Origin of the sequence: Bacillus sp. 005/A4HT-01/001 (assembly GCF_004634445.1) — a bacterium.
Taxonomy (GTDB): Bacteria; Bacillota; Bacilli; order Bacillales; family Bacillaceae; genus Bacillus; species Bacillus altitudinis.
Genome location: NZ_SEIZ01000004.1, coordinates 248,034 through 271,141, shown reverse-complemented (window position 1 = coordinate 271,141; position 23,108 = coordinate 248,034). Strand labels below are relative to the sequence as shown.

The window sequence follows — 23,108 nt, the reverse complement described above, 5'->3', positions numbered from 1 at the left end:
CTTTCGAGAAAATATAGGAGAAAGGAAGGAGCGGCGTGAGCTATAAAGAAATCAACGTAACCCAGACACGGGCGAAACAGGAAGCCTGGAAAAACCTGCTGAAAAAGCCGCTCCCTGAACGAGACGGCTACGGCAAGGACGAGCACACCTTATCCTTGCCGCGTCTCGCCGCCCGTGTCCTTGGAACTCCGCATGATGCAACCGATTATTTTATTTATTTACATGAATTATACGAAACTGACGGCATGCATATTTTAAGTGAAACCCTCAACCGGCATATTGAGCCGGAGCACTTTCAAGCGCTCCAGCGGATTCATATGATCAATCAGGAAGAAAAGGGATTGTCTGTGAATCGATTTGTGGCTTTCTTAGATGGTGAACAGCTCATTGTCCGTCATCCAAACCCAGTGATGAACCGGCATATTCGCCTTTCGTTAATTCAGGTGTTTGAACATTTCAAGCAGCTGCATGAAGGGGGATTCCAGCATCCTGATTTCCGCCGTGTATTGCTAGATGTGGTGAAGTTTTCAAATAATCATCTAGGACCATGGCTGAAGGAAGGCAATATGGAAGAAAAAATGCCAGCTGTCATTTGGTATGGAGAGGCGAATAAAAGTCAGCTTTATTTTCTTTACTATGTCATGCTGATTGGCTGTGATGTGGTGCTGTTTCATCCAGAAGGCAAGGATCAATTTCGTGAATTAGATCCAGAAGAAAAGCTGACTTTTATTGATCAGTATCCAGGGACGTCAAAGCTTGAACCGTTCCCTACTGAAAAGCCTGAGAGGAAATCAACGGTGGCGTACCGTTCGACAAGAGAGCTTGAAGAGGTACTTCACACAGAAGATTCCATGCTGTATAAGCCATGGCAATTCAGAGATCATACTCCTCATTCTATTACGCTAAAGACAACGTATGATGAGCTGTTTTTAATTGCGAAGGAACGGTCGTTTATCCGCCCGAATTTCAAAGCAGACCGTGACACCATACAGATTCCGAATCTTTTTGCGAAGATGATGGGGGTGACGAGAGACAAGCGAGAATATTGGGACCGTATCCACACGCTAATGGAGGGGAAAGAAACGAAAACGATCCGTCATTTCCCTTTCACACAAGAAGTGTCTTCGAATTATCAATTTCATTATCAGCATGCACTTTCTAAAGCAGGAGAGGTTGACCCTGATTTGTTAATGAAAAGCAATGTGTGGCAGTTCTCGCATTTGTATGAGGGCACGCAGCGTGCGATCGCAGAGGCCATTTCTCGCATATGTCAGCATCCGAAGCTGTTAAAAGAAGGCCATGAGACCGAATTAGATGTGCGTATTTATTTATTCAAGCAGCTTTTGCATATGAACCAAGATGTAATTGAACTCATTCAAACCTTTGATTATGCCCAAACTGTGCCGAAAGTGATTTTATACCATACGGAATATAATGGTGAGCTGACTCGTTCTGATGCGGCTGCCCTGATTTTCCTAAATGAAATGGGTGTGGATCTCTTCGTGTATCATCCCGCCGGCTATCAGTGTATAGAGCGGTATATAGACGATCAATTATTTGATACACATTGGCTTGATGAAATGGTCATGAACCAAGAGTTTAAAGAGCCGTCCATTGTGAGAAAGTTATTTCAATCCATTAAAAACCGATAAGGAGATCAAAGCTTATGACAAATACAAACGGAAATGACATCATTTCAATTGATAAAGAGGAAATCACGATTGAAAAGGCAGACGATATTCGCGTTCAGCTGCGCAATGAACCAGAAGTCCAAAACATTGCGAGACAGATTGATGCCAAAAATCAGCTTGAACTGCTTGAATACGGGAAACAGCCGGCTGTCGAAATCTCTAAGTTTTCTGACCGTATTCTCTCTATGATGCGTTCAACAAGTGTCACAGACTCAGGAACGATGCTTACACAGCTTGGAAAAATTATGGATCGTTTTGATAAAAATGATTTTGACGAGCCAAAGGGCGGTTTGTTATCAAAAATCTTTAAACGCGGTGGCAGCATGATCGAAAAGATTTTCAGCAAATATCAAACGCTCGGTGCAGAAATTGAAAAAATCAATGTGGAAATCAGTAAATACAAAGATGAAATGACCAAATCGACGGTTACGCTTGAAGAAATGTATGAGCATAACATTCAATACTATATGGAGCTTGAAAAGTATGTCGTCGCAGGGCAAATGAAGATCGAAGAATTAAAACAATTGGTTCCTTCTTATGAAGAAAAAGCGGCGGGGGGAAACCAGCTAGCACAAATGGAGCTGGATACGCTTCGTAATGGGATTCAAGCGCTTGAAGAGCGTGTATATGATCTTGATATGGCACGGATGGTGGCACTTCAAACGGCACCGCAAATCCGTTTGCTACAGCGTGGTAATACGAAATTAATCGGGAAAATTAACTCTGCCTTCATCATTACGATTCCAATTTTCAAAAATGGAATCATTCAAGCGGTGACAGTGAAGAGACAAAAGCTTGTGGCTGATTCCATGAGTGAACTGGACAGAAGAACGAATGAAATGCTGAAACGAAATGCTGAAAATATCTCAAGTCAAAGTGTTGAGATTGCTAAATTATCAGGTCGTCCAAGCATCGACATTGAAACGATCGAATCATCCTTCAATACGATTGTACAAGGGATGAAAGAGACGAAGCAGATTGAAGAAGAAAACAAACGATTACGTGAGGACGGAACAAAACGTATGCTTGAGCTTCAAGATAATATTAAGAAAGCTGCCCTAGAGTCCTAAAAAAACAGGCTGTCTGTAACGAAAGTTGCAGGCAGTTTTTTCATGAATTTGATTAAAATTTGAGAAAAAAGGTTTTTATGTGACCTTTTTCGGGTAAATCCTGTTCAGGGGCATGGTTCACCCATGAAAGAAAAAGGCTGCTATCACAAGGATTCGACTTATTTTTTAGCACAATAAGGAATTTCCAGTAAAATATTGTATGGTGAGAGAAAATACCCCGTAAAATATGTAGTTTATGAAGCATTCTATAGGATTTACGAGTAATACGGCGTATAAACTGTAATCACCAGACCTCTATATGGAATTCATACATATTGTACGGAAATAAGCGAATTCTAAAGATTGTTCGCATCATAACGCTTATGTTACGGTTATAAAGATGCTAATTTGGAGGGAAAAAATGAATTCTGAAGAGAGAAAGATCAAAATCAAGATAAATAATGTATCTAAAATTTTCGGTAAAAATGCTAAAAAAGCATCTCAAATGCTTGAAAAAGGGAAGACAAAGAAAGAAATCCTAAAAGAGACCGGCGCAACAGTTGGTGTCAATCGAGCAAATTTTGATGTGTATGACGGCGAGATATTTGTCATCATGGGGCTATCAGGGAGCGGAAAGTCCACACTTGTGCGGCTGCTAAATAGGTTAATCGAACCAACCTCCGGCGAAATTTATATTGATGGGGATATGATAACAAATATGTCAAAGGATCAATTGCGTGAAGTTAGACGGAAAAAGATCAGCATGGTCTTCCAAAACTTCGCATTGTTCCCGCATCGTACCATTCTGGAGAATACAGAATACGGGCTTGAATTGCAAGGTGTAGAGAAAGAACAGCGCCGCTCTAAAGCGCTTGAATCTTTAAAGCTTGTTGGACTTGAAGGTTTTGAAGAGCAGTACCCAAATCAATTAAGTGGCGGTATGCAGCAGCGTGTTGGATTGGCACGTGCACTAGCTAATGACCCTGATATTTTGTTAATGGATGAAGCATTCAGCGCACTAGATCCATTAATTCGTAAAGACATGCAGGATGAATTGCTTGAGCTTCATACGTCTGTAGGAAAAACAATTATTTTCATCACGCATGATTTAGATGAAGCGCTTCGTATTGGCGACCGCATTGTCCTCATGAAAGACGGGAATATCGTTCAAATCGGAACACCAGAAGAAATTCTGATGAACCCATCGAACGAGTATGTTGAACGTTTCGTTGAAGATGTAGACCTTTCTAAAGTATTAACCGCTGGTCATATTATGAAACGTGCAGAAACAGTTCAGCTTGATAAAGGGGCACGTGTTGCGCTCACGCTCATGAAGAACCTTGGTATTTCGTCTATCTATGCAGTAGATAAGAAAAAGCATTTATTAGGTGTTATTTCTGCACAAGCAGCGAAAAAAGCGGCAGAAACGGGTGCGTCGCTAGAAACTGTTCTTGATAAAGAATTTACGACAGTATTGGAATCAACGTATTTAACAGAGATCTTTGACGCGGTGTCTGATGCGAACATTCCAATTGCCGTTGTAGATGAGAAAAACAGAATGAAGGGTATTGTGGTCAGAGGTGCATTGATTGGTGCATTATCAGGTAATGATGAATATATCAACATGTCTTCTAACAAGCTAGAGGAAATTAAAGCACAAGAGCCTTCTGCACAGGAGGTAGAATAAGATGTTTAGTATGAGTGATTTACCTAGAATTCCGTTCGCGGATTATATCGATCAATTTGTTGACTGGTTAACATTAACCTTTGGTGGTTTCTTTGATGGCATCACAAATGGATTAGCTGGAACAGTAAATGGTATTGTAGCTGCACTTGGCGTCATTCCATCCATTATTTTAACGCTTATCTTTGCCGGCATTGCTTGGTGGATCAGTACAAGAGGAGTTGCTCTTTTCACACTTATCGGATTCTTACTGATCGACTATTTAGGCTACTGGCAGCCAATGCTGCAAACACTTGCGCTCGTTCTGACAGCTGTGGTCATTTCTATCGTGATCGGGGTTCCGATCGGTATTTGGGCATCACAGAAGGAAACGGTGCGTAAAATTGTCACACCTATTTTAGACTTAATGCAGACAATGCCTGCATTCGTTTATCTTTTACCAGCAATCTTCTTCTTTAACATCGGAGTAGTACCTGGCGTTGTGGCATCGGTTATTTTCTCTATGCCGCCAACGATTCGTATGACCATTCTCGGGATTAAACAAGTACCATCTGATTTAATTGAAGCAACAGAAGCTTTTGGTTCAACGACATTCCAGCGTTTGTTCAAAGTTCAGCTTCCACTTGCTACAAAAACCATCTTAGCTGGGATTAACCAAAGTATCATGCTTGCTCTATCCATGGTCGTCATTGCGGCAATGGTTGGTGCACCAGGACTTGGTTCGGAAGTATATAGTGCAGTAACGCAGCTGAAAACAGGGATTGGTTTTGAAGCTGGTATTGCCATTGTTATTGTAGCGATCACACTGGATCGTATTACACAAAACATTAAAACGAAAAAAACCAGGGGGAATGCTTAATGTGGAAAAAGTCTCTCTACATTGGGATGACCGCCCTGCTCGTCTTTTTACTAGCGGCTTGTGGTGCACAATCAGATTCAAATGCAAGTGCAGCACAGCAGGTCAATAAAACGATTATCGGGATTGATCCGGGTTCAGGTATTATGGCCTTAACCGATCAAGCGAAAAAGGATTACGGTTTAGAGGATTGGACGGTTGTATCTGCCTCAAGTGCAGCGATGACAGCGACATTGAAGAAATCGTATGACCGTAAAAAACCGATTATCATCACTGGCTGGAATCCTCACTGGATGTTTTCCCGCTACGATTTGAAATATTTAGATGATCCGAAAAAATCATATGGTGACGAAGAAGAAATTCACACCATTTCTCGTAAAGGATTTGCGAAGGATCAGCCGGAAGCAGCCAAAATGCTCAGTCAGTTTAAATGGTCTCAAGATGACATGGGTGAAGTGATGCTTGATATTCAGGATGGCGTCAAACCAAAGGATGCTGCTGTTAAATATGTGAAAAAGCATAAAGATCAAGTAGCGAAATGGACAAAAGGCGTAAAAAAGTCAAACGGTGACAAAATCAATCTTGCCTACGTTGCGTGGGATAGTGAGATTGCAAGTACCAATGTGGCCGCAGAGGTATTGCGTGAACTTGGCTTTAAAGTGACCTTGACTCAGGTTGAAGCGGGCCCAATGTGGACAGCAATTGCAACCGGAAGTGCTGATGCATCATTATCTGCATGGCTTCCAAATACGCATAAAACGTATGCAGCGAAGTTTAAAGGAAAATATGATGATCTCGGTACAAGTATGAAGGGTCTTCGCATGGGTCTCGTTGTTCCGACTTATATGAAAAACGTCAACTCGATCGAAGATTTGAAAAAATAGCCAATTGTATAACAGTTCCCTTATAATAGAAGGGAGCATATGGAAAAAGCAGTCTGCTCAAAAAGCGACTGCTTTTTCTTATATATAAGGATGGTGGATGAGTTGTCGATGGTGGAAAAACCAATGATGATTTTCCTGCACGGTGGAGGCGTAAGCAGCTGGATGTGGCAGGAGCATATGGAAATATTCAAGGAAACGTATGAATGCTATACCCCTGATTTTATTGGTCACGGGACAAGAGCAAATGAAACGTCGTTTTCCATGCGAGAAAGTGCTTATGAAATCATTTCATGGATAAAGGAGCATGCACATGGCCGTACAGTCATTCTAATTGGCTTCTCTCTAGGTGCACAGGTAGCCGTTGATGTGTTATCGAGAGAGCCAGACATCGCAGACATCGCCATCATCAATAGCGCCCTTGTGTTGCCATTACCATGGCTCTATTTGATGGTAAGGCCCATTTTACCTCTTACATATCCGTTATTAAAGAAAGATTGGTTCATCCAGCTGCAAGCAGAAAAGATGGGACTTCCAAACGATGTACTGGATCATTATGCAGCGGATTCCAAACAATTGCAGAAGAAGACGCTGCTTACGATGTTTCAAGAAAATCTTCATTACAAGCTTCCTGACACATTTCAACAAGCGAAGGCACGGATTCTTGTGACAGTGGGAGAAAAGGAAAAGGGCATCATGACTAAGTCAGCAGAAAAAATTACGAATGCACACCCAAATGCAGCGGGGGTCATCGTTCCTGACATTGGACATACGTTTACTTTTGAAAAGAAAGAACTTTTCACAGAAATGATCAAAAGTTTTATAGAGGCACGTGCGCTACCAGTGGAATTAAGAATATATTAGAACCATATAGTTATGGTAGTAATATGATTTTACAGTTTTATTCTTGGGGCTTTATCTACGGTGAACTTAGCAATTGCTAATAGGTTATAAGTTTATATGCGAAAAGTTTTCTAGGACATGAAAGAATTGACAAAAAAATAAAATTTGGATAAGTTTAAATAGAAAATTAAATTTATATAGAGGATGTATTTTCCTAAAATACAATACTAAAGGGAGATTATTATGGGAGTTCATTTAGATTTCAATGATGAAAATATTCAAAAACTTTTTGGTCATGAGGCCGCAGAAGATGAGAATGATGAAAGATTAAAACAATATTTTTTCAAGACAAAAATATACAATAATTTCACATCAAATTTGCCTCTTCGTATATTAGTTGGGCATAAGGGTACTGGAAAATCAGCAATGGTTAAGTTTTCTGCATTTGAAGACTATGAAAACGGACGGCTGCCCATATTTATTCAACCAAATGATGTTTACAATATAAATAGTAGCACTTCCAATGATTTTTTAACTTCAGTGCGCGAGTGGGAAGAAGGGCTGAAAACCATTATTCAAAAAAAGATACTAGAGAGACTAAATTTCCATAATAATAATGACATTCAAAAAATAAAGCACTTTGGAAACAAAATAATGGAATTTGTATTGGAAACAGTAAAAAACGTTAAAGATAGTATAGATTTAGATCCTACTCAAAGAAAACTAGTCGAGCAATTTTTAAATAATAAAAAAGTAGTTGTTTATATTGATGATTTAGACAGAGGTTGGTTAAACAAAAAAGAAGATATAAAAAGGATTTCCGCTTTATTAAATGCTATTCGTGATATTTCAAATGAAAACAGGAATGTCTTATTCAAGATTGCACTAAGAACAGATGTTTATTATGCTGTTAGAACTTCAGACGAGTCTACTGATAAGATAGAAGGTTCTGTGATTTGGTACTCTTGGAGTAATCATGAGATTCTTCAATTATTAGTTAAACGTATTACTACATTTCTTAACGATCCTATTCCCGATATAGATCTAGAATCTAAAAATCAACAAGAACTTTCAAAGTATTTAAACACTACAATGGAGCATATATTCAAAGGTAAAGGAAAATGGAGTCATGTACCGACATATAAAATTCTTATGTCGCTAATTCGTAAGAGACCCAGGGATTTGGTTAAATTATGTACATTAGCTGCCAGGTCAGCATACAAAGCGGATAGAAGTATTATTACTTCACTAGATTTTCAAAATATTTTTGAGGAGTATTCTCAAGGAAGAATTCAAGACACAATAAACGAGTACAGATCTGAGCTACCTGAAATAGAGCGTCTACTAATGGGGATGAAACCCAATAAAGTTGAGAAGAGAGCTTCAAAGGGTTATGTTTACACTTCTGCTGATTTATACACTAAAATTTCTAACGTATTACAAGGCGGAGAGATGCTCTTTTCAAATAGAAATAAGGCATCTTCTAAGGAATTAGCTGCATTTTTATATAAAATTAATTTTCTAACGGCTAGAAAATTATCTGGAGATGGAAAGTTGCACAGAAAATATTTTGAGGAATCTAGATATATATCTGGAAATTTTGCTGACTTTGGATTTGATTGGGAAATTCATCCGGCTTATCGGTGGGCTTTACAACCTGACTCTATAGAATCTATTTACGATCAGTTAGAAATTAATGAAATTACTTTTTTATAATTTTTCCTCATTTTGAAGACGGAATAGTTGTTCTCAAATGGTTTAGATAAAAACATTTTTTAATTTTATTTCGGTATTGGTTATCTGAAAATAAAATTCTAAAATGTTTTTTTTATGTCGATTAAAAGAGAGGGTTTAAGAGGAATAGCACACCATTAAACGAGGTTAGGTGACTAATTTGTTATAAACTTTTTATATTTCCATAGGTGTTCACAAAATGGCTACATTATTTTTTTGAGCAATCCCCTTGCAAAAGTTTGTGAAGTGTTGCACAATAAGAATGTGAAATACTTCACATAAGAAAAACAACCTAGTTTTACTCAGGAGGATGAGATAAATGACAAACGAAAAAGTAAACAAAGTAGCACTTATTGGAGCAGGTTTTGTCGGCAGCAGTTATGCCTTTACATTAATAAATCAAGCAATCACAGATGAATTGGTAGTCATCGATTTGAATCAAGATAAAGCAATGGGTGACGTCATGGATTTAAACCACGGGAAAGCATTCGCCCCGCATCCTGTGAATACTTGGTATGGAGATTATGAGGATTGTCAGGATGCTGACATTGTATGTATCTGCGCTGGTGCAAACCAAAAGCCAGGTGAAACGAGACTTGATCTTGTTGAGAAAAATTTAAATATATTTAAAGGCATTGTAGACAATGTGATGAAAAGCGGATTCGATGGTATTTTCTTAGTTGCTACGAACCCAGTTGATATTTTGACATATGCGACTTGGAAATTCAGCGGACTGCCAAAAGAACGAGTGATTGGTAGTGGAACAACGCTTGATACGGCAAGATTCAGATACATGCTTAGTGAGTACTTTGAAGCAGCGGCGCACAATGTGCATGCGTACATCATTGGAGAGCATGGAGATACAGAGCTTGCTGTTTGGAGCCATGCGAATATCGGAAGTGTACCGATCACAGAATTAATGAAGAGAAATGACCAATACAAACAAGAAGATTTAGACGACATCATGGAGAATGTCCGTCATGCTGCTTACCAAATCATTGAGAAAAAAGGAGCGACTTATTACGGCGTAGCGATGAGTTTAGCCCGTATTACTAGAGCCATTTTACACAATGAAAACAGTATTTTGACTGTCAGCACTTATTTAGATGGGGAATACGGAGCAGAAGATGTCTACATTGGTGTACCTGCCCTCGTGAACCGAAATGGTGCAACAGAAGTGATGGAGCTCGCACTGAACGACACAGAAAAAGAAAAATTCGCACATAGTGTGAATGTGTTAAAAGAAATTTTAGCTCCTCATTTTTAATCAATCAAAGGCAACCTATCTGAGCAGAAAAGGATGAATCACTATGTGGCAGCAAATATATGATCCGTTTGGTAATGAGTTCGTCAGTGCATTGGTGGCCATGCTTCCAATCTTGTTTTTCCTACTTGCATTGACTGTATTTAAGTTAAAAGGGGTATTAGCCGCTTGTTTTACCTTGATCGTCAGTTTTGTAACAGCTGTTTTCTTCTTTCATATGCCAATTGAAAAAGCATTATCTGCTGTGGTGCTCGGTGTATCTAATGGGCTGTGGCCGATTGGATATATCGTCATCATGGCCGTGTGGCTCTATAAAATTGCTGTGAAGTCTGGAAAGTTTGATGTCATTCGTTCTAGTATTGCAGGAATTTCTCAAGATCAACGGTTACAGCTCTTATTAATTGGTTTTAGTTTTAACGCATTTTTAGAGGGAGCCGCTGGATTCGGTGTACCGATTGCGATTAGTGCCGCTCTTTTAACAGAGCTTGGGTTTAAACCACTAAAAGCCGCCATGCTCTGCTTGATTGCAAATGCTGCGTCTGGCGCTTTTGGTGCAGTAGGTATCCCAGTTATTACTGGAGCACAAATGGGGAATATGACGCCGCTTGAGCTGTCTCAAACCCTTGTGTACACCATTCCGTTTATTTCTTTCTGTATCCCATTTCTGCTGATTCTCATTGTAGACGGCTTTAAGGGAATCAAAGAAACACTACCAGCCTTGCTTGTTGTGAGTGGAAGCTATGCGATTCTGCAGGCTGTTACAATGGTCACGATGGGTCCTGAGCTTGCCAATATTATTTCAGCTTTAGCGAGTATGGGAATTCTGGCACTATTTCTTCGAAAATGGCAGCCAAAACACATTTACCGTGAAGAAGGCGCACCGGCCATTGAACAAAAACAAACGTTTAGCGGAGTTGAGGTGCTGAAAGCATGGTCTCCGTTTTATATTTTAACTGCCGTCATTACTGTATGGAGCCTACCAGCTTTTAAAGCATTATTTGCTGTAGGAGGACCGCTTAACTGGACAACCATTTTAGTGAAAATGCCGTTTCTGCATCAGCAAATTGTGAAATTACCACCAATTGCCCAAACAGAAACACCGATTGATGCGATCTTTAAAATTGATGTTATTAGTGCAACAGGTACCGCCATTCTAATTGCGGTGATGCTGACAGGGTTGTTCAGCAGACATATTACATTAAAAGAAGGGGCTGCCTGCTTAAATGCAGCGGTCAAAGAGCTTTGGGTCCCTGTTCTTACGATTTGTTTTGTCATGGGCTTTGCCAACTTGGCGAACTTTGCAGGCCTAAGTTCTGCTATCGGACTAGCACTTGCTAAAACAGGCGATTTATTCCCGCTTGTCAGCCCAGTGCTTGGCTGGATCGGCGTGTTTATTACGGGATCTGTTGTGAGTAACAATGCCTTATTTGGTAACCTTCAAGCAGTCACCGCTTCTCAAATCGGCTCTCAGGCAGGTTTGTTAATCGGGGCAAATACGACCGGTGGTGTAATGGCGAAATTAATTTCTCCACAATCTATCGCTATTGCAACAGCAGCTGTTGGAGAAACAGGTAAAGAATCTGAGCTCTTCCAAAAAACAGTGAAGTACAGCTTCATTTTGCTCGGCATCGTATGTATATGGACATTCATTCTTGCTCAATTTATATAGGTTGATCGATTGATTGAAAAATGAAAGACTGAGAGATTTCTCAGTCTTCAGATTGTTAACAAAGGGCTAAAATGTACTTTTTTTAGCCCTTTGTCTTCTTTTCAGCGTGAAAGAAAACCTTTTCAGTCTAGGAAGGACGAGCACTGGAGCGGAGCGAATTCGGCATTCGTGAGCACCAGAGCGCAGGACTGACAAAGAATGCGAGGGTTTGTCTACACGCTGAGACTGAGAGATTTCTCAGTCTTTTTTTTATGTAGATTCTCGTGTGACAAGCCGAGTAGGTAGCTGAATATGTTCACGTTGTAATGGTTTTTGATCTTGCAACAGCTGAATCATTTGTTTGACAGACTGCTGGCCAAGCTCGACGATAGGGATGTCGATGGTCGTGATCGTTGGAGCTGTCACCTCGCAAATGTCTTGATTGTCATAACCGATCACCGCTAAATCTTTAGGAATGTCATATCCATATGAAATGGCTTGTTTAATGAGGCCTGCTGCCACTTGATCATTGCCGGTGAAAATCGCATCCGGCGCATCCGGCATCCTGTGGATTAAGTCCATTAAACGAAAGCCGTCCTCAATGGTAAAAGCCTCGCCGAACAGCCAATCTTCTTTAAGCGGCAAACCGTGATCAGAAAGCGCATCAAGATAGCCTTGCTTTCTTTGTTTTTGCGCTTCACTGCTTTCTGTATCAAAGCAAAATCCAATGGATGTACGCCCTGATTGAATCAAGTAGTCAACCGCTTTATAAGCAGCTTCCCGCTCATCATATCCGATAATCGGAATGTCTGCTGTTTGATGATACTCATTTGCCATGACGATCGGGCCGTTTGATAAAAATGGCTCGATTGTTTCCCACTTATTTTCTAACGCCCCCAATATGACACCATCTACTTCTTTTCTTTTTAATAATTGAAGCCCTTCAAGTTCTACTGATTCTTGATAAAACGTTTGGAGCACGATGGCTTTATACCCTTGATCCAGTGCTTCCTTTGAAATGCCTTTAATCAATTGTGCAAAAAAAGGATGGTCCACAGCTGGAACAGACACAGCAATGGTTTTTGTCTGATGTGACCGAAGGGTGCGGGCTGCTGAGCTTGGTGTATACTCCATTTCCTTCATCACCTGTAAAATGTGCTGGCGCTTTTCTTCTGATACATATGGATGGTTGTTCAGCACCCGAGAAACAGTGGTCGTTGAAACCCCGCAGCGTTTGGCAATTTCATAAATTGTACACATATTAACAAATCCTTTACACAAAGTTATTGTTCTGAAATCGATAACATCATTTACAATGTGAAACAAGTTAAATATTAACAAATGGAATTGATTAATTGGAGGGAATGGAATGCAAATATTGACGAAGATATCAGGTAAAAGCAAGGATTATCTACCGTTGCTGGATATGATCAATCAAGGTGTTCAAGTAAAGGCTGATTCAGTTGAAAAGAATCTAGCGAATGATAAGCTTGCTGCGTTCCTTGAGCAAGATATTGCGCGTACGGGTTTGGAAAAAATTCTCTTCCATTATAAACAAAATAAGGAAAAAAAGATACCGTTCCTGCCGGTCGATAAACTGATTTCGGAGGATGAGATCGATGATATTATGCAGGTGCTGAAAGAAGTATTAAGTTCAGGCCGTTTTACATCAGGCCCTTATATTCCAAAGTTTGAAAAGACGCTCGCAGCGTACTTAGGGAAAAAATATGTCATTGCCACATCAAGTGGAACAGATGCCTTGATGATCAGTTTAATATCAGCAGGCGTCCATCCTGGAGATGAGGTCATCCTACCTGCTAACAGCTTTGCTGCAACAGAAAATGCAGTGCTTGCGATTGGTGCGGTTCCAGTCTATGCCGATATTGATCCAGACACCTACTGCCTAGCGCCGAATGAAATAGAAAAGCATATCACAGATAAGACAGTATGTATTCTCCCGGTTCATTTGTATGGAAAGCAAGCGGATATGAAGGCCATTTCGACGATTGCGAAACGGCATGGTCTATCCATCATTGAGGATGGCTGTCAGGCGATTGGCAGCAGCGGGCTTGGGGCATTTGGGGATGGACTTGTTCTCAGCTTTAACCCGTACAAAAACCTTGGAGTTTGCGGGAAGGCTGGAGCCATCGCGACAAATGATGAAGCCCTAGCAGAAAAATGCATGGAAATCAGCTATCACGGTTTTGAACCAGGAAAGAAAAACGTGAAGCGCAGTGACTATGGCTTTAATTCTAAGATTGATAACTTACAGGCCGCAATCGGGCTAGAACGAATGAAATATTTAGGTTTACAAAACTTTAAACGCTTTTACTTGGCAAAGAGATACATAGATCAGCTGCAAAGGCTGGATGACGAAGGCTATATTAAGCTTCCGAAGCTGACAGACGATCATGTATGGCATCTATTCCCGATCAGAGTGGTGAAGGGAAGCCGAGATGAGCTGGCAGAGAAATTATTGGAAATGGGCATAGAAACAGACGTCTATTACCCAATTTTATCGCATCAGCATCAAACGAATCTTGTTTCTCAAAAGTATAGACAAACGGAACTACCACATACGGAAAAAGCCGTACAGCAATTACTCCACTTGCCGCTTTATCCAGGTATGCCGCTGCAAGATCAGGAGAAAGTCATCGAGGGGGTCCATCATGTTATCAAATCTTCCATTCAATAAAAAGCTTGTGCATCAACCGCAACATCCGCAGTGGATCGTCTTCTGTGATTTCGATGAGACCTATTATTCTCACGGAATGACCGAGGAGCAGAGAGAGGATGTAAAACGGCTGGAAGCTTTTGTGGCAGAAAAGAGCGAAGCCGGACAGCTCATGCTGGGCTGGGTGACGGGAAGCAGCCTCGATTCTGTTACGAGCAAAATGGAGAAAGGTGGTTTCTATCAATTCCCGCATTTTATTGCGTCGAATTTAGGAACTGAAATCGTGTATACATCAGATGGGAAATTTGGACAGCCGGATGCAGAATGGATGAAACGGCTTGATGCACAGGGCTTTTCAGACGAAAAAATTGAAGATATTCTGCAAGCCGTACGTGAAAAGGGGATCACCCTTAGGCCGCAAACGCAGCTAGGCAGCTCTGGGTATAAAAAGAATTTCTATTATCAGGAGCAGGATGAACGAACAGATCTCCATCATCTATCGTTCATCCAAACACTTGCGAAGGAGCGGGGTGTGGCGGTGAACATCAACAAATGCAACCCACTTGCGGGTGACCCTGCGGATTGCTATGACGTTGATTTTTTACCAGTGGGAACAGGGAAGGATGAAATCGTTCGGTTTATGCTGAATCAATATAACCTGTCAAAAGATAAGGGCTTTGCTTTTGGTGATAGTGGGAATGACCTGCGGATGCTTCAATCCGTCACGCACGGCTTTCTTGTCCAAAATGCAACAGCCGAAGCCAAACGGCACCATCATCAAATTTGTCATCATGGGTATGCAAAAGGAATCTATGAAACATTGAAAACAGTGATGTATAAACATGAGGAGGCACATTCATGAAGAAAATTGGAATTGTTGGAGCAGGGAATATTGCAAAAGCACATGCTAGAGCATTATCAACGATCAAAGGTGCAGAATTATCTGGGGTCTATGACTTGCACGAATCCGTTGCACAAGGATTTATTAAACAGTACGGCGGACGGGTGTATGCCAGTATCGAAACACTAGCGGATGCATCAGATGGATTGATCATTGCTTCCCCTAACTTCTGTCACAAGGACCATGCCCTTCAGGCGCTTAGAACAGGACAGCCGATTTTATGCGAAAAACCGATGGCTGTATCGTTAAAAGAAGCGAAGGAAATGGTGGAGACAGCCAAACAGTTCCAGGTTCAAGCCAGTATGGGTTTTAACTATCGCTATTTATCCTTTGTGAATATTTTGAAGAACTTGATCGCCAATGGTGAATTAGGACGCGTTTTGACAGTACGGACACATTTTAAGAAAAATAGTGCCCTTAGAAGAAAGACATTTTCGTGGAGAGACAGCGGCGAAAGTCTGCGTACAAGCGGTGCATTAGGAGATTTAGGGATTCATTTGATTGATATGCTGTGGTACTTATTTGGCAGTGAAATGAAAAAAGAATCCCTTAATACGAAGATGCTGACACATGTAAAGGAAAAAGAAGAGAAAAAGGTACAGGTTGATGACCATACCGAAATTTTTGGGCAAATGGAGAATCAAGTGTTCTTTCATTTGGTGACGTCCAAAAGTACGCAGCCGGAGGAATGTGGATTTAGTGTAGAAGTGGTGGGGCATGACAAGGTTTTTAAATACCATACAAACATGAAAAACGAATATGAGATCAGTGATGGCTTGTGTGTAGAGCGTCATCAAATGCCGCAAACATTGCTGACAGATCCACCAAATGAATTTTATGGATGGTCTGATACATTCCGTGATCAGCTGATGCATTGGGTAAATACAAACTCATATCCATCTCATATGAAGGTAGCTGATTTTGAAGATGGTTATCGCGCGCAGGCTGCGCTGAATACGTGCTTCGAGAGGGAAGAGGCTGTCGTCTCTGCCCGCGCATATTAATGAAGAGGTGGGGCGGAGGATATCATGACTCCGCTCCTTTTTAGAGGAAGTGAAAAGATGAAAAAGGTGTTTTATTTTGGCTGTATCTTTTATTTTTTTATTGGGACCATTCATGTGTTTTTTGGCAGTTTAACGCCTTATTTGCTGTCTAGTTATGATAAGGGTCCTGGGGAATTATCTTCTTTAATCTTCTTTCAGTTTATTGGTTTTTTGACAGGCGTTCTTTTGTCGCCCATTCTTGTGAGGAAAAAAGGCTATGGCACTGTTCTGACGATGGGATTGCTGCTGATGATCGGAGCGCTTCTTCTTGGCCTTTTAGTGCCGGGCTGGACGATTCTTGTGGTGGCAGGTTTTTTCCTTGGGAGCGGTGCAGGCAGTCTTGAGACGACGGCCGGGGCGTATGTCATTTCAATGGCAAACAGTGCAAAGCGAATCAGCATCATGGAGGTCTTTTTTGGATTAGGTGCATTATTATTTCCTCTATTGATTCTGTTGACTGTGACAGAGGAAACGTGGCATTATGTGTTTTTATTTCAAGTCGGTGCACTGACTTTTTTTCTCATGCTCTGGCTTACTTTTATGAATAAACTCCCTCGTGGGCAGATGGCGGCTCCTGTTCAAGACATGAAGAAATCGTCCTTGCTGTTTGATCGAGGGAATCGAATGATTGTGGTGCTGATGATCTGTTTTGCGTTTTTCTACGCAGGAATTGAAACGAACTTTGCGAACTTTTTACCGTCGATCATGCTGGAAAAAGGGGGAGACAACTGGGGTCTTTTTGCGGTCTCTACTTTTTGGACAGCGATCGTCATTGGCAGAACTGTCATTGCGAGAAAAGCCGATCAGCTGCATCCGCTGCGTTTTTTAAAGTTAAGCGCAGCGCTGATGATTGTGCTGCTCGCCATATTTGCTCTAGCCACCCACATCGCCGCGCAGCTAATTCTTATCTTTTTCATCGGTCTGTGCGCAGCTGGCATGTTCCCTATTGCCCTAACGGCATCTGCATTAATGATTGAAAATGCCATCGACGAGGCCACGAGTTATTTTATTGCCGCCGCTAGTTTAGGTGGAGCTTGTTTGTCCTTTTTGATTGGGTTTAGCCTTGAGTGGGCAGGTGCGGCAAGCGCCGTCTTTGTTTTCGCCTTTTTAGCTGTTCTCCTTTTTGCGGCTGCCATTCAAATGAATCGATCTCGGAAAAAAGAAACCATACCCACACAGCCGCCGGCGATGAAAGCAGATCGATAAGCAGCTGATCTGGTGGCTCCTCCTTTTGTATAGCTTATCTTCAGAAAAGGTGACGAAGGACTTGTACTAAAACAACGAAAGCGTGAATAACATGTACAAGTCAGCATCAAAAGGAGGACGTCTATGTGGCGGTGTTTTTTGGTTATATCTTTTTAGGGTTGTCACTTTCAGCGCCTGTTGGGCCAGTCAATGCAGCCCAAATCGACAGAGGGATTAAAAGTGGATTTTGGCACGCTTGGATTTTTGGTGTGGGGGCTATGGCTGCGGATATTGTCTATATGATCCTCATCTATTTTGGTGTCGCCCAGCTTTTGACTGCACCTCTTGTGAAAACCTTTTTGTGGCTGTTCGGCTTTTTCGTTCTGACCTATACCGGTATTGAAAGCCTTCGTAAAATCAATTTGCATGAAAGCCCAAAGAAGGACGGAGGAAACACGTCGATCGGGCATTCGTTCATGACGGGATTTTTCATTTCCCTTTCCAATCCGCTTAGTATATTATTTTGGCTTGGGATCTATGGCAGTATTTTAGCCAATACGATTGAAAAGTACGGGGCATCTCAAATGCTGATGTACAGCATTGCTATTTTCATCGGCATGCTCTTATGGGATTTCTGTATGGCGCTGCTCGCCAGTACGTTTAGACGGTATTTAAATGAACGAATTTTGCACGGCTTATCCGTTCTGGCAGGTCTCTCTTTACTTGGCTTCGGTGCCTATTTTGGATATCAAGGAATCATGGCGCTCATTGGATAGAAAGGTTGATAAGAAAAAGGGCTAAAATTTAAATCATTTTAGCCCTTTTTCATATTTGACAATAATAGGACACTCTTCAATAATGATGGAAGATACATAAAATTGAAGGAGTTTTTGCCATGCGTATGTTCCTGCCAGCATTCAACTATGTGTGTATGCTGATTTTGTCTGTGATCACAGCGACATTCGTTTATACCATGTTGTTTGCCCTACCTGAATCCAGATTCAGTTATGTGGAGGTCACCAGTCTTTTTATTTTGATCGCTTATGTCCTATTTGCTGCACCTATCCAAATGGTTTTACACCGTCATCCTGAGAAGTTTCGACGCCGTGATTTATTGGTTTATTTTATCGGGGCGTGGGTGGTTTGTTCGGCGCTTGCTTTATGGATTGATTATGGTGTTGTTGTCTTTATTAGCTACAAAGTTTATCTATTTAGCTTTTGTGCGGCCTTTATTTATTGGCTGCTTGATTCCGTCTTTTTAAAGAAGAAACAATCATAAAGGCTTTTCCCGTTTTTTCTCTTGAACATGAACGTGTATGACCTTCGAGAGTCCGCTTGATACAAAAGCAAGAGCCGTCATCAGAAGGACCCAATATAGATTGCTAAGGTCAAATCCAGTATAAGCGAAGATGAAAATCATCGAGATCACGGACGTTAATATGAGGACAGGCCATATCCGCTTGAATAGCAGATAGCCAACAAATCCCCAAAGGAAAGCCATCACTGGTAGTGTAAATAAGATCAGATACATCGGATGGAGAAAAAGAAGACGCATGTCATTCACCCATTTCTTTTATAATGACCAACTCTATTAGATAGAGGCGGCTAAATGATGATTTGCAGAAGCATACTCATACATGATTAGATAAATGGAAGTGAATTCCTGCCTCATCCGGCAAATCAATCACCTTGTAAATGTCCAGTGAAAGTCGTTGAAGGACAGTCACCACAGCTTTTTCCTCCTCATAGGCTATGGAGAAGACGCTAAAACGAGGTGGAAGAAAATGGCCCAGCTGTATGCAAAAAGTTGCCTTGATCAAAATCTACGATCACTCGAAGAATGGAAGCAGGATGCTTTCACACAGTTTGGAGAAATGGTCGGTGATGAGGCAGATACATTTCCGTGTGTACCAGGCAGACAAGGATTTTTTCTCGATCATTTGCGTTATGGGTTTGTCGGTGATCCGCGGGGAGAAGAGGCCGTGAATGAATTAGCAGAGCTTTTAAGGGAATACCAAAGCTGCTCTAGGGAAACCGGTCAATATGCTTCGTTCATTTGCTTTTTTGAAACACCGCAGGATATGAAGGAGTATTCGCTCGAAGAGTATGAGGAGCAGTTTTGGTCGATGGTTCAGCAATTACATCAAAAGGATGAAATGAAATGGCCAGAGGAAATTCCATCAGATCCTGAAAATCATGAATGGGAATTTTGTTTTCATGGGGAGCCTTATTTTATTTTATGCGCGACACCAGCGCATAAGCTAAGAAAAAGTCGTCACTTTCCTTATGTGATGTGGGCCTTTCAACCAAGGTGGGTGTTTGAAAAGATGAACGGTTCCACCACATTTGGTCAAAAAATGAGTAAACTCGTTCGGAAGAGGCTGAAGGCGTATGATCAAGTAGATGTACACCCAGCATTAAAATGGTATGGGGATCAGAAAAATTTAGAATGGAAACAATACTTTCTCTCAGATGATGAGGCGGAGAAACCAGCCTCCGCCAAATGTCCATTTACTGCTTTAAAAAACATGATGAAATTATGATGCGGCCTGATCCTGTTTCCACTTTTTTCTCATAAAGAGTACCATGATGCCAATGACAGCAATGATTCCAAGGCTAATAAAAAAGCCAGGTCGTCCGCTTGCCTCTGTCAGAGTACCTGAAACAGCTGCACCAATTAAGATCAGGGCAAGAACCATTTCGCACGTTTGGCGAGTGGATGGCTTTGACAGTTTTTTGCTTGAAAGCAGAATAAACACCCATGTGTACAAAAGAGTTAAACCGGCTGCCGTTGTGAGATGCTCGTAAATGTGTTTGGACAAAAAGAGTGCCAGCAAAATCGAGACAATCAACCCTGCAGCAGTTAAAAGAATTGAAGACCATCTGACATGAGATGGTTCTTTTTGTTTAAAACAAGCAGGTGCATCCTGATGCTCCGACATCGTGCCGAGCAGTGTTGTGACCGCATAGAGGGAGGCAACCAATGTGGAAAACCCCGCAATAATGAAAATGCCATTAAAAATATGAAGGAAAATCGATAAATGAAATGGCTCCAGTGATGTAATAAATGGACTGCTATTCTCGTTAAAGGCTGTCACTGGAACAAGCAAAAGCGCAAGTCCGATGGAGACGATATAAATGACAGCAAGAATGATCAGCATCACACGTCCAGATTTTGCGGCGTCTTTCGGGTCTTTTAAATGAACCGCCATCAGCCCCATGACTTCAATCCCCCCGAAAGCATAAAACGCATAAATTAGCCCATTCCATAGACCGAGCGGACCGAGCGGCATCCATTCGTGATCATTATTTGGAAGATGAAGGGTGGGCCTATGCTCTGTGAGAATGCCACATAAAACAAGAACGGCAAGAATCATAAACAGCAGAATTGCCCCGGTCTTCAGCACGGCAAGGACATTTTCCGTCTTTTGGAAAGAAGAAAGCCCAATGATAATCACAAGCAGGGCAAGAGCGGAATAAATCGCTGAAAACACCCATAGTGGAATGGATGGAAACCAGTGACGAGTAAAAAGAGAAATCGCCGTCAGCTGACTCCCTGTGATGAGCATTTCTGAAAACCAATACACCCAGCCATTACTAAAACCCGCCCAGCGCCCATAGGCTTTTCGGGCATAGGAACAAAATGATCCCTTATCTGGGTTTTCGGCTGTCATCGCAGCCAGGTGTTTAAAGACGAGATATGTGCCGACTGCCGCAAGCAAAAATGAAATACAGACGGAATAACCGGACTTTGTAATGGCGATGCTGGAACCAAGGAAGAAACCAGTGCCGATTGTACAGCCGACTCCGATAAGAGAAAGCTGCCACCAAGATAAAGATTGTTCTTCTTTCAATGCATGTGCAACACCTTTCTGATTCAATAGCATTAGCTTGTGACCGCCTCTTTTTTTTATACATGATCAAGAGGACGTTTTGGGCATACTGTCAACATGGAAAGGAGTGCATGTGATGAATGGAGAATACGTGATTTTACCAAAGGATGGATTTGGCTTTCGGTTAGGAAAAGGACAATGTATTCGAGTGGTTGATGTCGAAGGGCAGCAAGTAGCAGACGTGATGGCCTATCATGAAAAGGATTTTTATGAAAAATTTGATCAAGGCGCTACAATGGACAGCCTGTTCTCTTCCAAGGTGAAAAAGGGAGATCAGCTATATTCTAATTTATATAAACCAATGTTTACGGTCATCGAAGATACAGTTGAATGTCATGATTTATATATGCCTGCATGCCGGCAAGAAATGTATCAGCTCTTATATGGGCGTACGCACCTAGAGGTCATGCATACATGCTACGATAATCTCAGAACGGCTTTTGAGCCATTCGGGATTCCAAAGGAGGATATGTATTATCCTTTTAATGCGTTTATGAATACAGTCATTGATGAGAAAGGAAAACTGTCTGTCGAGCTACCAAAATCGCTCCCTGGTGATTACATTCGTCTGCGTGCAGAAATGGACCTTATCGTCGCGGTGTCTGCATGTCCTGCTGACATTGGAAAATGCAATGGCTCAAGCTGTACATCCATCCGGGTGGAGATTGATTGAAAAGGAAAGACCAGTCAAAGAGACTTGGTCTATTTCGTTTGTGAATGTTTGATCATTTAAGAAAAAGGGGAACGTCTAAAAAATATCTTTTTTCAAAACATGATATAATAAAGTGGCTAAAATCGTAGGTAAATCAATTGAAATGGAAGTAAAACCTGTTCTCTTCATGTAGAGGATGCTTAGGAGGAAAAGTGTATGAGTTTGCAGAAAAAAATCAGCCAAGAGTTGCATGTGCAGCCCTCAATTGACCCAAAGCAGGAGATCGAAAAACGGGTTGGATTTCTAAAGGCTTACTTGAAAAAGACCGGTGCAAAAGGATTCGTTCTTGGTATTAGCGGCGGACAGGATTCAACGCTTGCCGGCCGTCTCGCTCAGCTCGCTGTAAGTGAGCTTCGTCAAGAAGGAAAAGAGGATGCTGTCTTTATTGCAGTCCGTCTTCCGCATGGCACGCAGCAAGATGAAGATGATGCGCAGCTGGCTCTATCATTTATTCAGCCGGACAAGTCTTGGAAATATGACATCGCGCCTGCCGTGACGGCATTCAGTGAACAATATCAAAAGGAAACAGGCGGTGCGCTGTCTGATTTTAATAAAGGGAACGTCAAAGCACGCATGAGAATGATCGCACAGTATGCTGTCGGTGGACAGGAAGGCTTACTTGTCATTGGAACGGATCATGCAGCTGAAGCTGTGACGGGCTTTTTCACGAAGTATGGGGATGGCGGTGCAGATGTCCTTCCGCTCACAGGTTTAACGAAACGCCAAGGACGGTTGTTGCTTGAGACTCTTCAGGCGCCGGAGCGATTATACTTAAAGAAACCGACAGCCGATCTGCTGGATGACAAGCCTCAGCAAACGGATGAAACAGAACTTGGTATTACGTACAATGATATTGATGATTACTTAGAAGGAAAACCAGTTTCAGATCAAGCAGCAGAAGCGATTGAAAAACGCTATGTTCAATCAGAGCATAAACGCCAAGTACCCGCTTCCATGTTCGATGACTGGTGGAAATAAAATAAGAGACCTCTCCAGAAGATGGAGGGGTTTCAGGCTGTCGAGAAAATCTCGACAGCTTTATTTTTTTCT

General features: G+C 41.6%; 20 protein-coding genes. 18 read left to right on the top strand and 2 right to left on the bottom strand.

Features of this window, described 5'->3' with window-relative positions:
• Positions 1–35: 35 nt before the first annotated feature.
• From ES896_RS13985 to ES896_RS13945, 9 genes are all read left to right on the top strand, one after another.
• On the top strand, positions 36–1,652 hold the full coding sequence (locus ES896_RS13985) for a YceG family protein (protein WP_135226906.1): 1,617 nt from the start codon (positions 36–38) through the stop codon (positions 1,650–1,652).
• A 14-nt stretch (positions 1,653–1,666) separates the two neighbouring features.
• The gene (locus ES896_RS13980) at positions 1,667–2,761 is read left to right on the top strand and encodes a toxic anion resistance protein (RefSeq protein ID WP_025206695.1); all 1,095 of its coding nucleotides are present in this window, start codon (positions 1,667–1,669) and stop codon (positions 2,759–2,761) included.
• 400 nt (positions 2,762–3,161) lie between these two features.
• Positions 3,162–4,427 carry a glycine/proline betaine ABC transporter ATP-binding protein OpuAA gene (gene opuAA / locus ES896_RS13975; RefSeq protein WP_135226905.1) on the top strand — a complete coding sequence of 422 codons (1,266 nt, stop codon included), beginning with the start codon at positions 3,162–3,164 and terminating at the stop codon, positions 4,425–4,427.
• A gap of 10 nt (positions 4,428–4,437) precedes the next feature.
• Entirely contained in the window at positions 4,438–5,283 is an 846-nt protein-coding gene (gene opuAB / locus ES896_RS13970; RefSeq protein WP_024718999.1) for a glycine/proline betaine ABC transporter permease subunit OpuAB, read from the top strand.
• Positions 5,283–6,164, top strand: coding sequence for a glycine betaine ABC transporter substrate-binding protein (locus ES896_RS13965; RefSeq protein ID WP_008342122.1), 882 nt, complete (start codon positions 5,283–5,285; stop codon positions 6,162–6,164). Before opuAB ends, ES896_RS13965 begins: the two co-directional genes overlap by 1 nt.
• Before the next feature lie 108 nt (positions 6,165–6,272).
• Complete coding sequence (locus ES896_RS13960) at positions 6,273–7,025, top strand: alpha/beta fold hydrolase (protein ID WP_240688387.1); 753 nt, start codon at positions 6,273–6,275, stop codon at positions 7,023–7,025.
• Between the two features lie 222 nt (positions 7,026–7,247).
• Positions 7,248–8,720, top strand: a complete 1,473-nt coding sequence (locus tag ES896_RS13955) for a P-loop ATPase, Sll1717 family (RefSeq protein WP_047945853.1) — start codon at positions 7,248–7,250, stop codon at positions 8,718–8,720.
• A 337-nt stretch (positions 8,721–9,057) separates the two neighbouring features.
• On the top strand, positions 9,058–10,005 hold the full coding sequence (locus tag ES896_RS13950) for an L-lactate dehydrogenase (protein ID WP_007498309.1): 948 nt from the start codon (positions 9,058–9,060) through the stop codon (positions 10,003–10,005).
• A gap of 43 nt (positions 10,006–10,048) precedes the next feature.
• The gene (locus ES896_RS13945) at positions 10,049–11,671 is read left to right on the top strand and encodes an L-lactate permease (RefSeq protein ID WP_046342560.1); all 1,623 of its coding nucleotides are present in this window, start codon (positions 10,049–10,051) and stop codon (positions 11,669–11,671) included.
• Positions 11,672–11,920: 249 nt separating this feature from the next.
• Here ES896_RS13945 and ES896_RS13940 read toward each other — a convergent pair whose 3' ends face one another.
• Positions 11,921–12,910, bottom strand: coding sequence for a LacI family DNA-binding transcriptional regulator (locus tag ES896_RS13940; protein WP_046342561.1), 990 nt, complete (start codon positions 12,908–12,910; stop codon positions 11,921–11,923).
• Between the two features lie 109 nt (positions 12,911–13,019).
• Here ES896_RS13940 and ES896_RS13935 point away from each other — a divergent pair, with 109 nt between their 5' ends.
• The 7 genes from ES896_RS13935 to ES896_RS13900 all read left to right on the top strand — a co-directional run bounded on the left by ES896_RS13935 (position 13,020) and on the right by ES896_RS13900 (position 19,996).
• Positions 13,020–14,345 (top strand): DegT/DnrJ/EryC1/StrS family aminotransferase, encoded by a 1,326-nt coding sequence (locus ES896_RS13935; protein ID WP_135226903.1) that lies wholly within the window; start codon positions 13,020–13,022, stop codon positions 14,343–14,345.
• Positions 14,320–15,186: an HAD-IIB family hydrolase gene (locus ES896_RS13930; protein WP_024718989.1), complete on the top strand. Its 867-nt coding sequence runs from the start codon at positions 14,320–14,322 to the stop codon at positions 15,184–15,186. The genes ES896_RS13935 and ES896_RS13930 overlap by 26 nt, the downstream gene beginning before the upstream one ends.
• Positions 15,183–16,229 carry a Gfo/Idh/MocA family protein gene (locus ES896_RS13925; protein WP_135226902.1) on the top strand — a complete coding sequence of 349 codons (1,047 nt, stop codon included), beginning with the start codon at positions 15,183–15,185 and terminating at the stop codon, positions 16,227–16,229. The genes ES896_RS13930 and ES896_RS13925 overlap by 4 nt, the downstream gene beginning before the upstream one ends.
• Before the next feature lie 57 nt (positions 16,230–16,286).
• The gene (locus tag ES896_RS13920; RefSeq protein ID WP_098680986.1) at positions 16,287–17,474 is read left to right on the top strand and encodes an MFS transporter; all 1,188 of its coding nucleotides are present in this window, start codon (positions 16,287–16,289) and stop codon (positions 17,472–17,474) included.
• 125 nt (positions 17,475–17,599) lie between these two features.
• On the top strand, positions 17,600–18,229 hold the full coding sequence (locus tag ES896_RS13915; RefSeq protein WP_008342111.1) for a LysE family translocator: 630 nt from the start codon (positions 17,600–17,602) through the stop codon (positions 18,227–18,229).
• Between the two features lie 119 nt (positions 18,230–18,348).
• The gene (locus tag ES896_RS13910) at positions 18,349–18,732 is read left to right on the top strand and encodes a UPF0715 family protein (protein ID WP_135226901.1); all 384 of its coding nucleotides are present in this window, start codon (positions 18,349–18,351) and stop codon (positions 18,730–18,732) included.
• Positions 18,733–19,237: 505 nt separating this feature from the next.
• Positions 19,238–19,996 carry a YqcI/YcgG family protein gene (locus ES896_RS13900; RefSeq protein ID WP_035390524.1) on the top strand — a complete coding sequence of 253 codons (759 nt, stop codon included), beginning with the start codon at positions 19,238–19,240 and terminating at the stop codon, positions 19,994–19,996.
• Here the strand turns inward: ES896_RS13900 and ES896_RS13895 are convergent.
• Entirely contained in the window at positions 19,991–21,340 is a 1,350-nt protein-coding gene (locus ES896_RS13895) for an amino acid permease (RefSeq protein ID WP_035390523.1), read from the bottom strand. The two genes, ES896_RS13900 and ES896_RS13895, sit on opposite strands and share 6 nt — an antisense overlap.
• An 82-nt stretch (positions 21,341–21,422) precedes the next feature.
• Here ES896_RS13895 and ES896_RS13890 point away from each other — a divergent pair, with 82 nt between their 5' ends.
• Both ES896_RS13890 and nadE read left to right on the top strand, forming a co-directional pair.
• Positions 21,423–22,019: a DUF1989 domain-containing protein gene (locus ES896_RS13890; RefSeq protein ID WP_046527192.1), complete on the top strand. Its 597-nt coding sequence runs from the start codon at positions 21,423–21,425 to the stop codon at positions 22,017–22,019.
• Between the two features lie 195 nt (positions 22,020–22,214).
• Positions 22,215–23,036: an ammonia-dependent NAD(+) synthetase gene (nadE, locus tag ES896_RS13885; RefSeq protein WP_048001318.1), complete on the top strand. Its 822-nt coding sequence runs from the start codon at positions 22,215–22,217 to the stop codon at positions 23,034–23,036.
• The last annotated feature ends 72 nt before the right edge of the window (positions 23,037–23,108 follow it).

Coding starts and splice junctions, on each gene's coding strand:
- ES896_RS13980 (WP_025206695.1), top strand. CDS start 1,667: ATGACAAATACAAACGGAAATGACATCATTTCAATTGATAAAGAGGAA.
- opuAA (WP_135226905.1), top strand. CDS start 3,162: ATGAATTCTGAAGAGAGAAAGATCAAAATCAAGATAAATAATGTATCT.
- opuAB (WP_024718999.1), top strand. CDS start 4,438: ATGAGTGATTTACCTAGAATTCCGTTCGCGGATTATATCGATCAATTT.
- ES896_RS13965 (WP_008342122.1), top strand. CDS start 5,283: ATGTGGAAAAAGTCTCTCTACATTGGGATGACCGCCCTGCTCGTCTTT.
- ES896_RS13960 (WP_240688387.1), top strand. CDS start 6,273: ATGGTGGAAAAACCAATGATGATTTTCCTGCACGGTGGAGGCGTAAGC.
- ES896_RS13955 (WP_047945853.1), top strand. CDS start 7,248: ATGGGAGTTCATTTAGATTTCAATGATGAAAATATTCAAAAACTTTTT.
- ES896_RS13950 (WP_007498309.1), top strand. CDS start 9,058: ATGACAAACGAAAAAGTAAACAAAGTAGCACTTATTGGAGCAGGTTTT.
- ES896_RS13945 (WP_046342560.1), top strand. CDS start 10,049: ATGTGGCAGCAAATATATGATCCGTTTGGTAATGAGTTCGTCAGTGCA.
- ES896_RS13940 (WP_046342561.1), bottom strand. CDS start 12,910: ATGTGTACAATTTATGAAATTGCCAAACGCTGCGGGGTTTCAACGACC.
- ES896_RS13935 (WP_135226903.1), top strand. CDS start 13,020: ATGCAAATATTGACGAAGATATCAGGTAAAAGCAAGGATTATCTACCG.
- ES896_RS13930 (WP_024718989.1), top strand. CDS start 14,320: ATGTTATCAAATCTTCCATTCAATAAAAAGCTTGTGCATCAACCGCAA.
- ES896_RS13925 (WP_135226902.1), top strand. CDS start 15,183: ATGAAGAAAATTGGAATTGTTGGAGCAGGGAATATTGCAAAAGCACAT.
- ES896_RS13920 (WP_098680986.1), top strand. CDS start 16,287: ATGAAAAAGGTGTTTTATTTTGGCTGTATCTTTTATTTTTTTATTGGG.
- ES896_RS13910 (WP_135226901.1), top strand. CDS start 18,349: ATGCGTATGTTCCTGCCAGCATTCAACTATGTGTGTATGCTGATTTTG.
- ES896_RS13900 (WP_035390524.1), top strand. CDS start 19,238: ATGGCCCAGCTGTATGCAAAAAGTTGCCTTGATCAAAATCTACGATCA.
- ES896_RS13895 (WP_035390523.1), bottom strand. CDS start 21,340: ATGCTATTGAATCAGAAAGGTGTTGCACATGCATTGAAAGAAGAACAA.
- ES896_RS13890 (WP_046527192.1), top strand. CDS start 21,423: ATGAATGGAGAATACGTGATTTTACCAAAGGATGGATTTGGCTTTCGG.
- nadE (WP_048001318.1), top strand. CDS start 22,215: ATGAGTTTGCAGAAAAAAATCAGCCAAGAGTTGCATGTGCAGCCCTCA.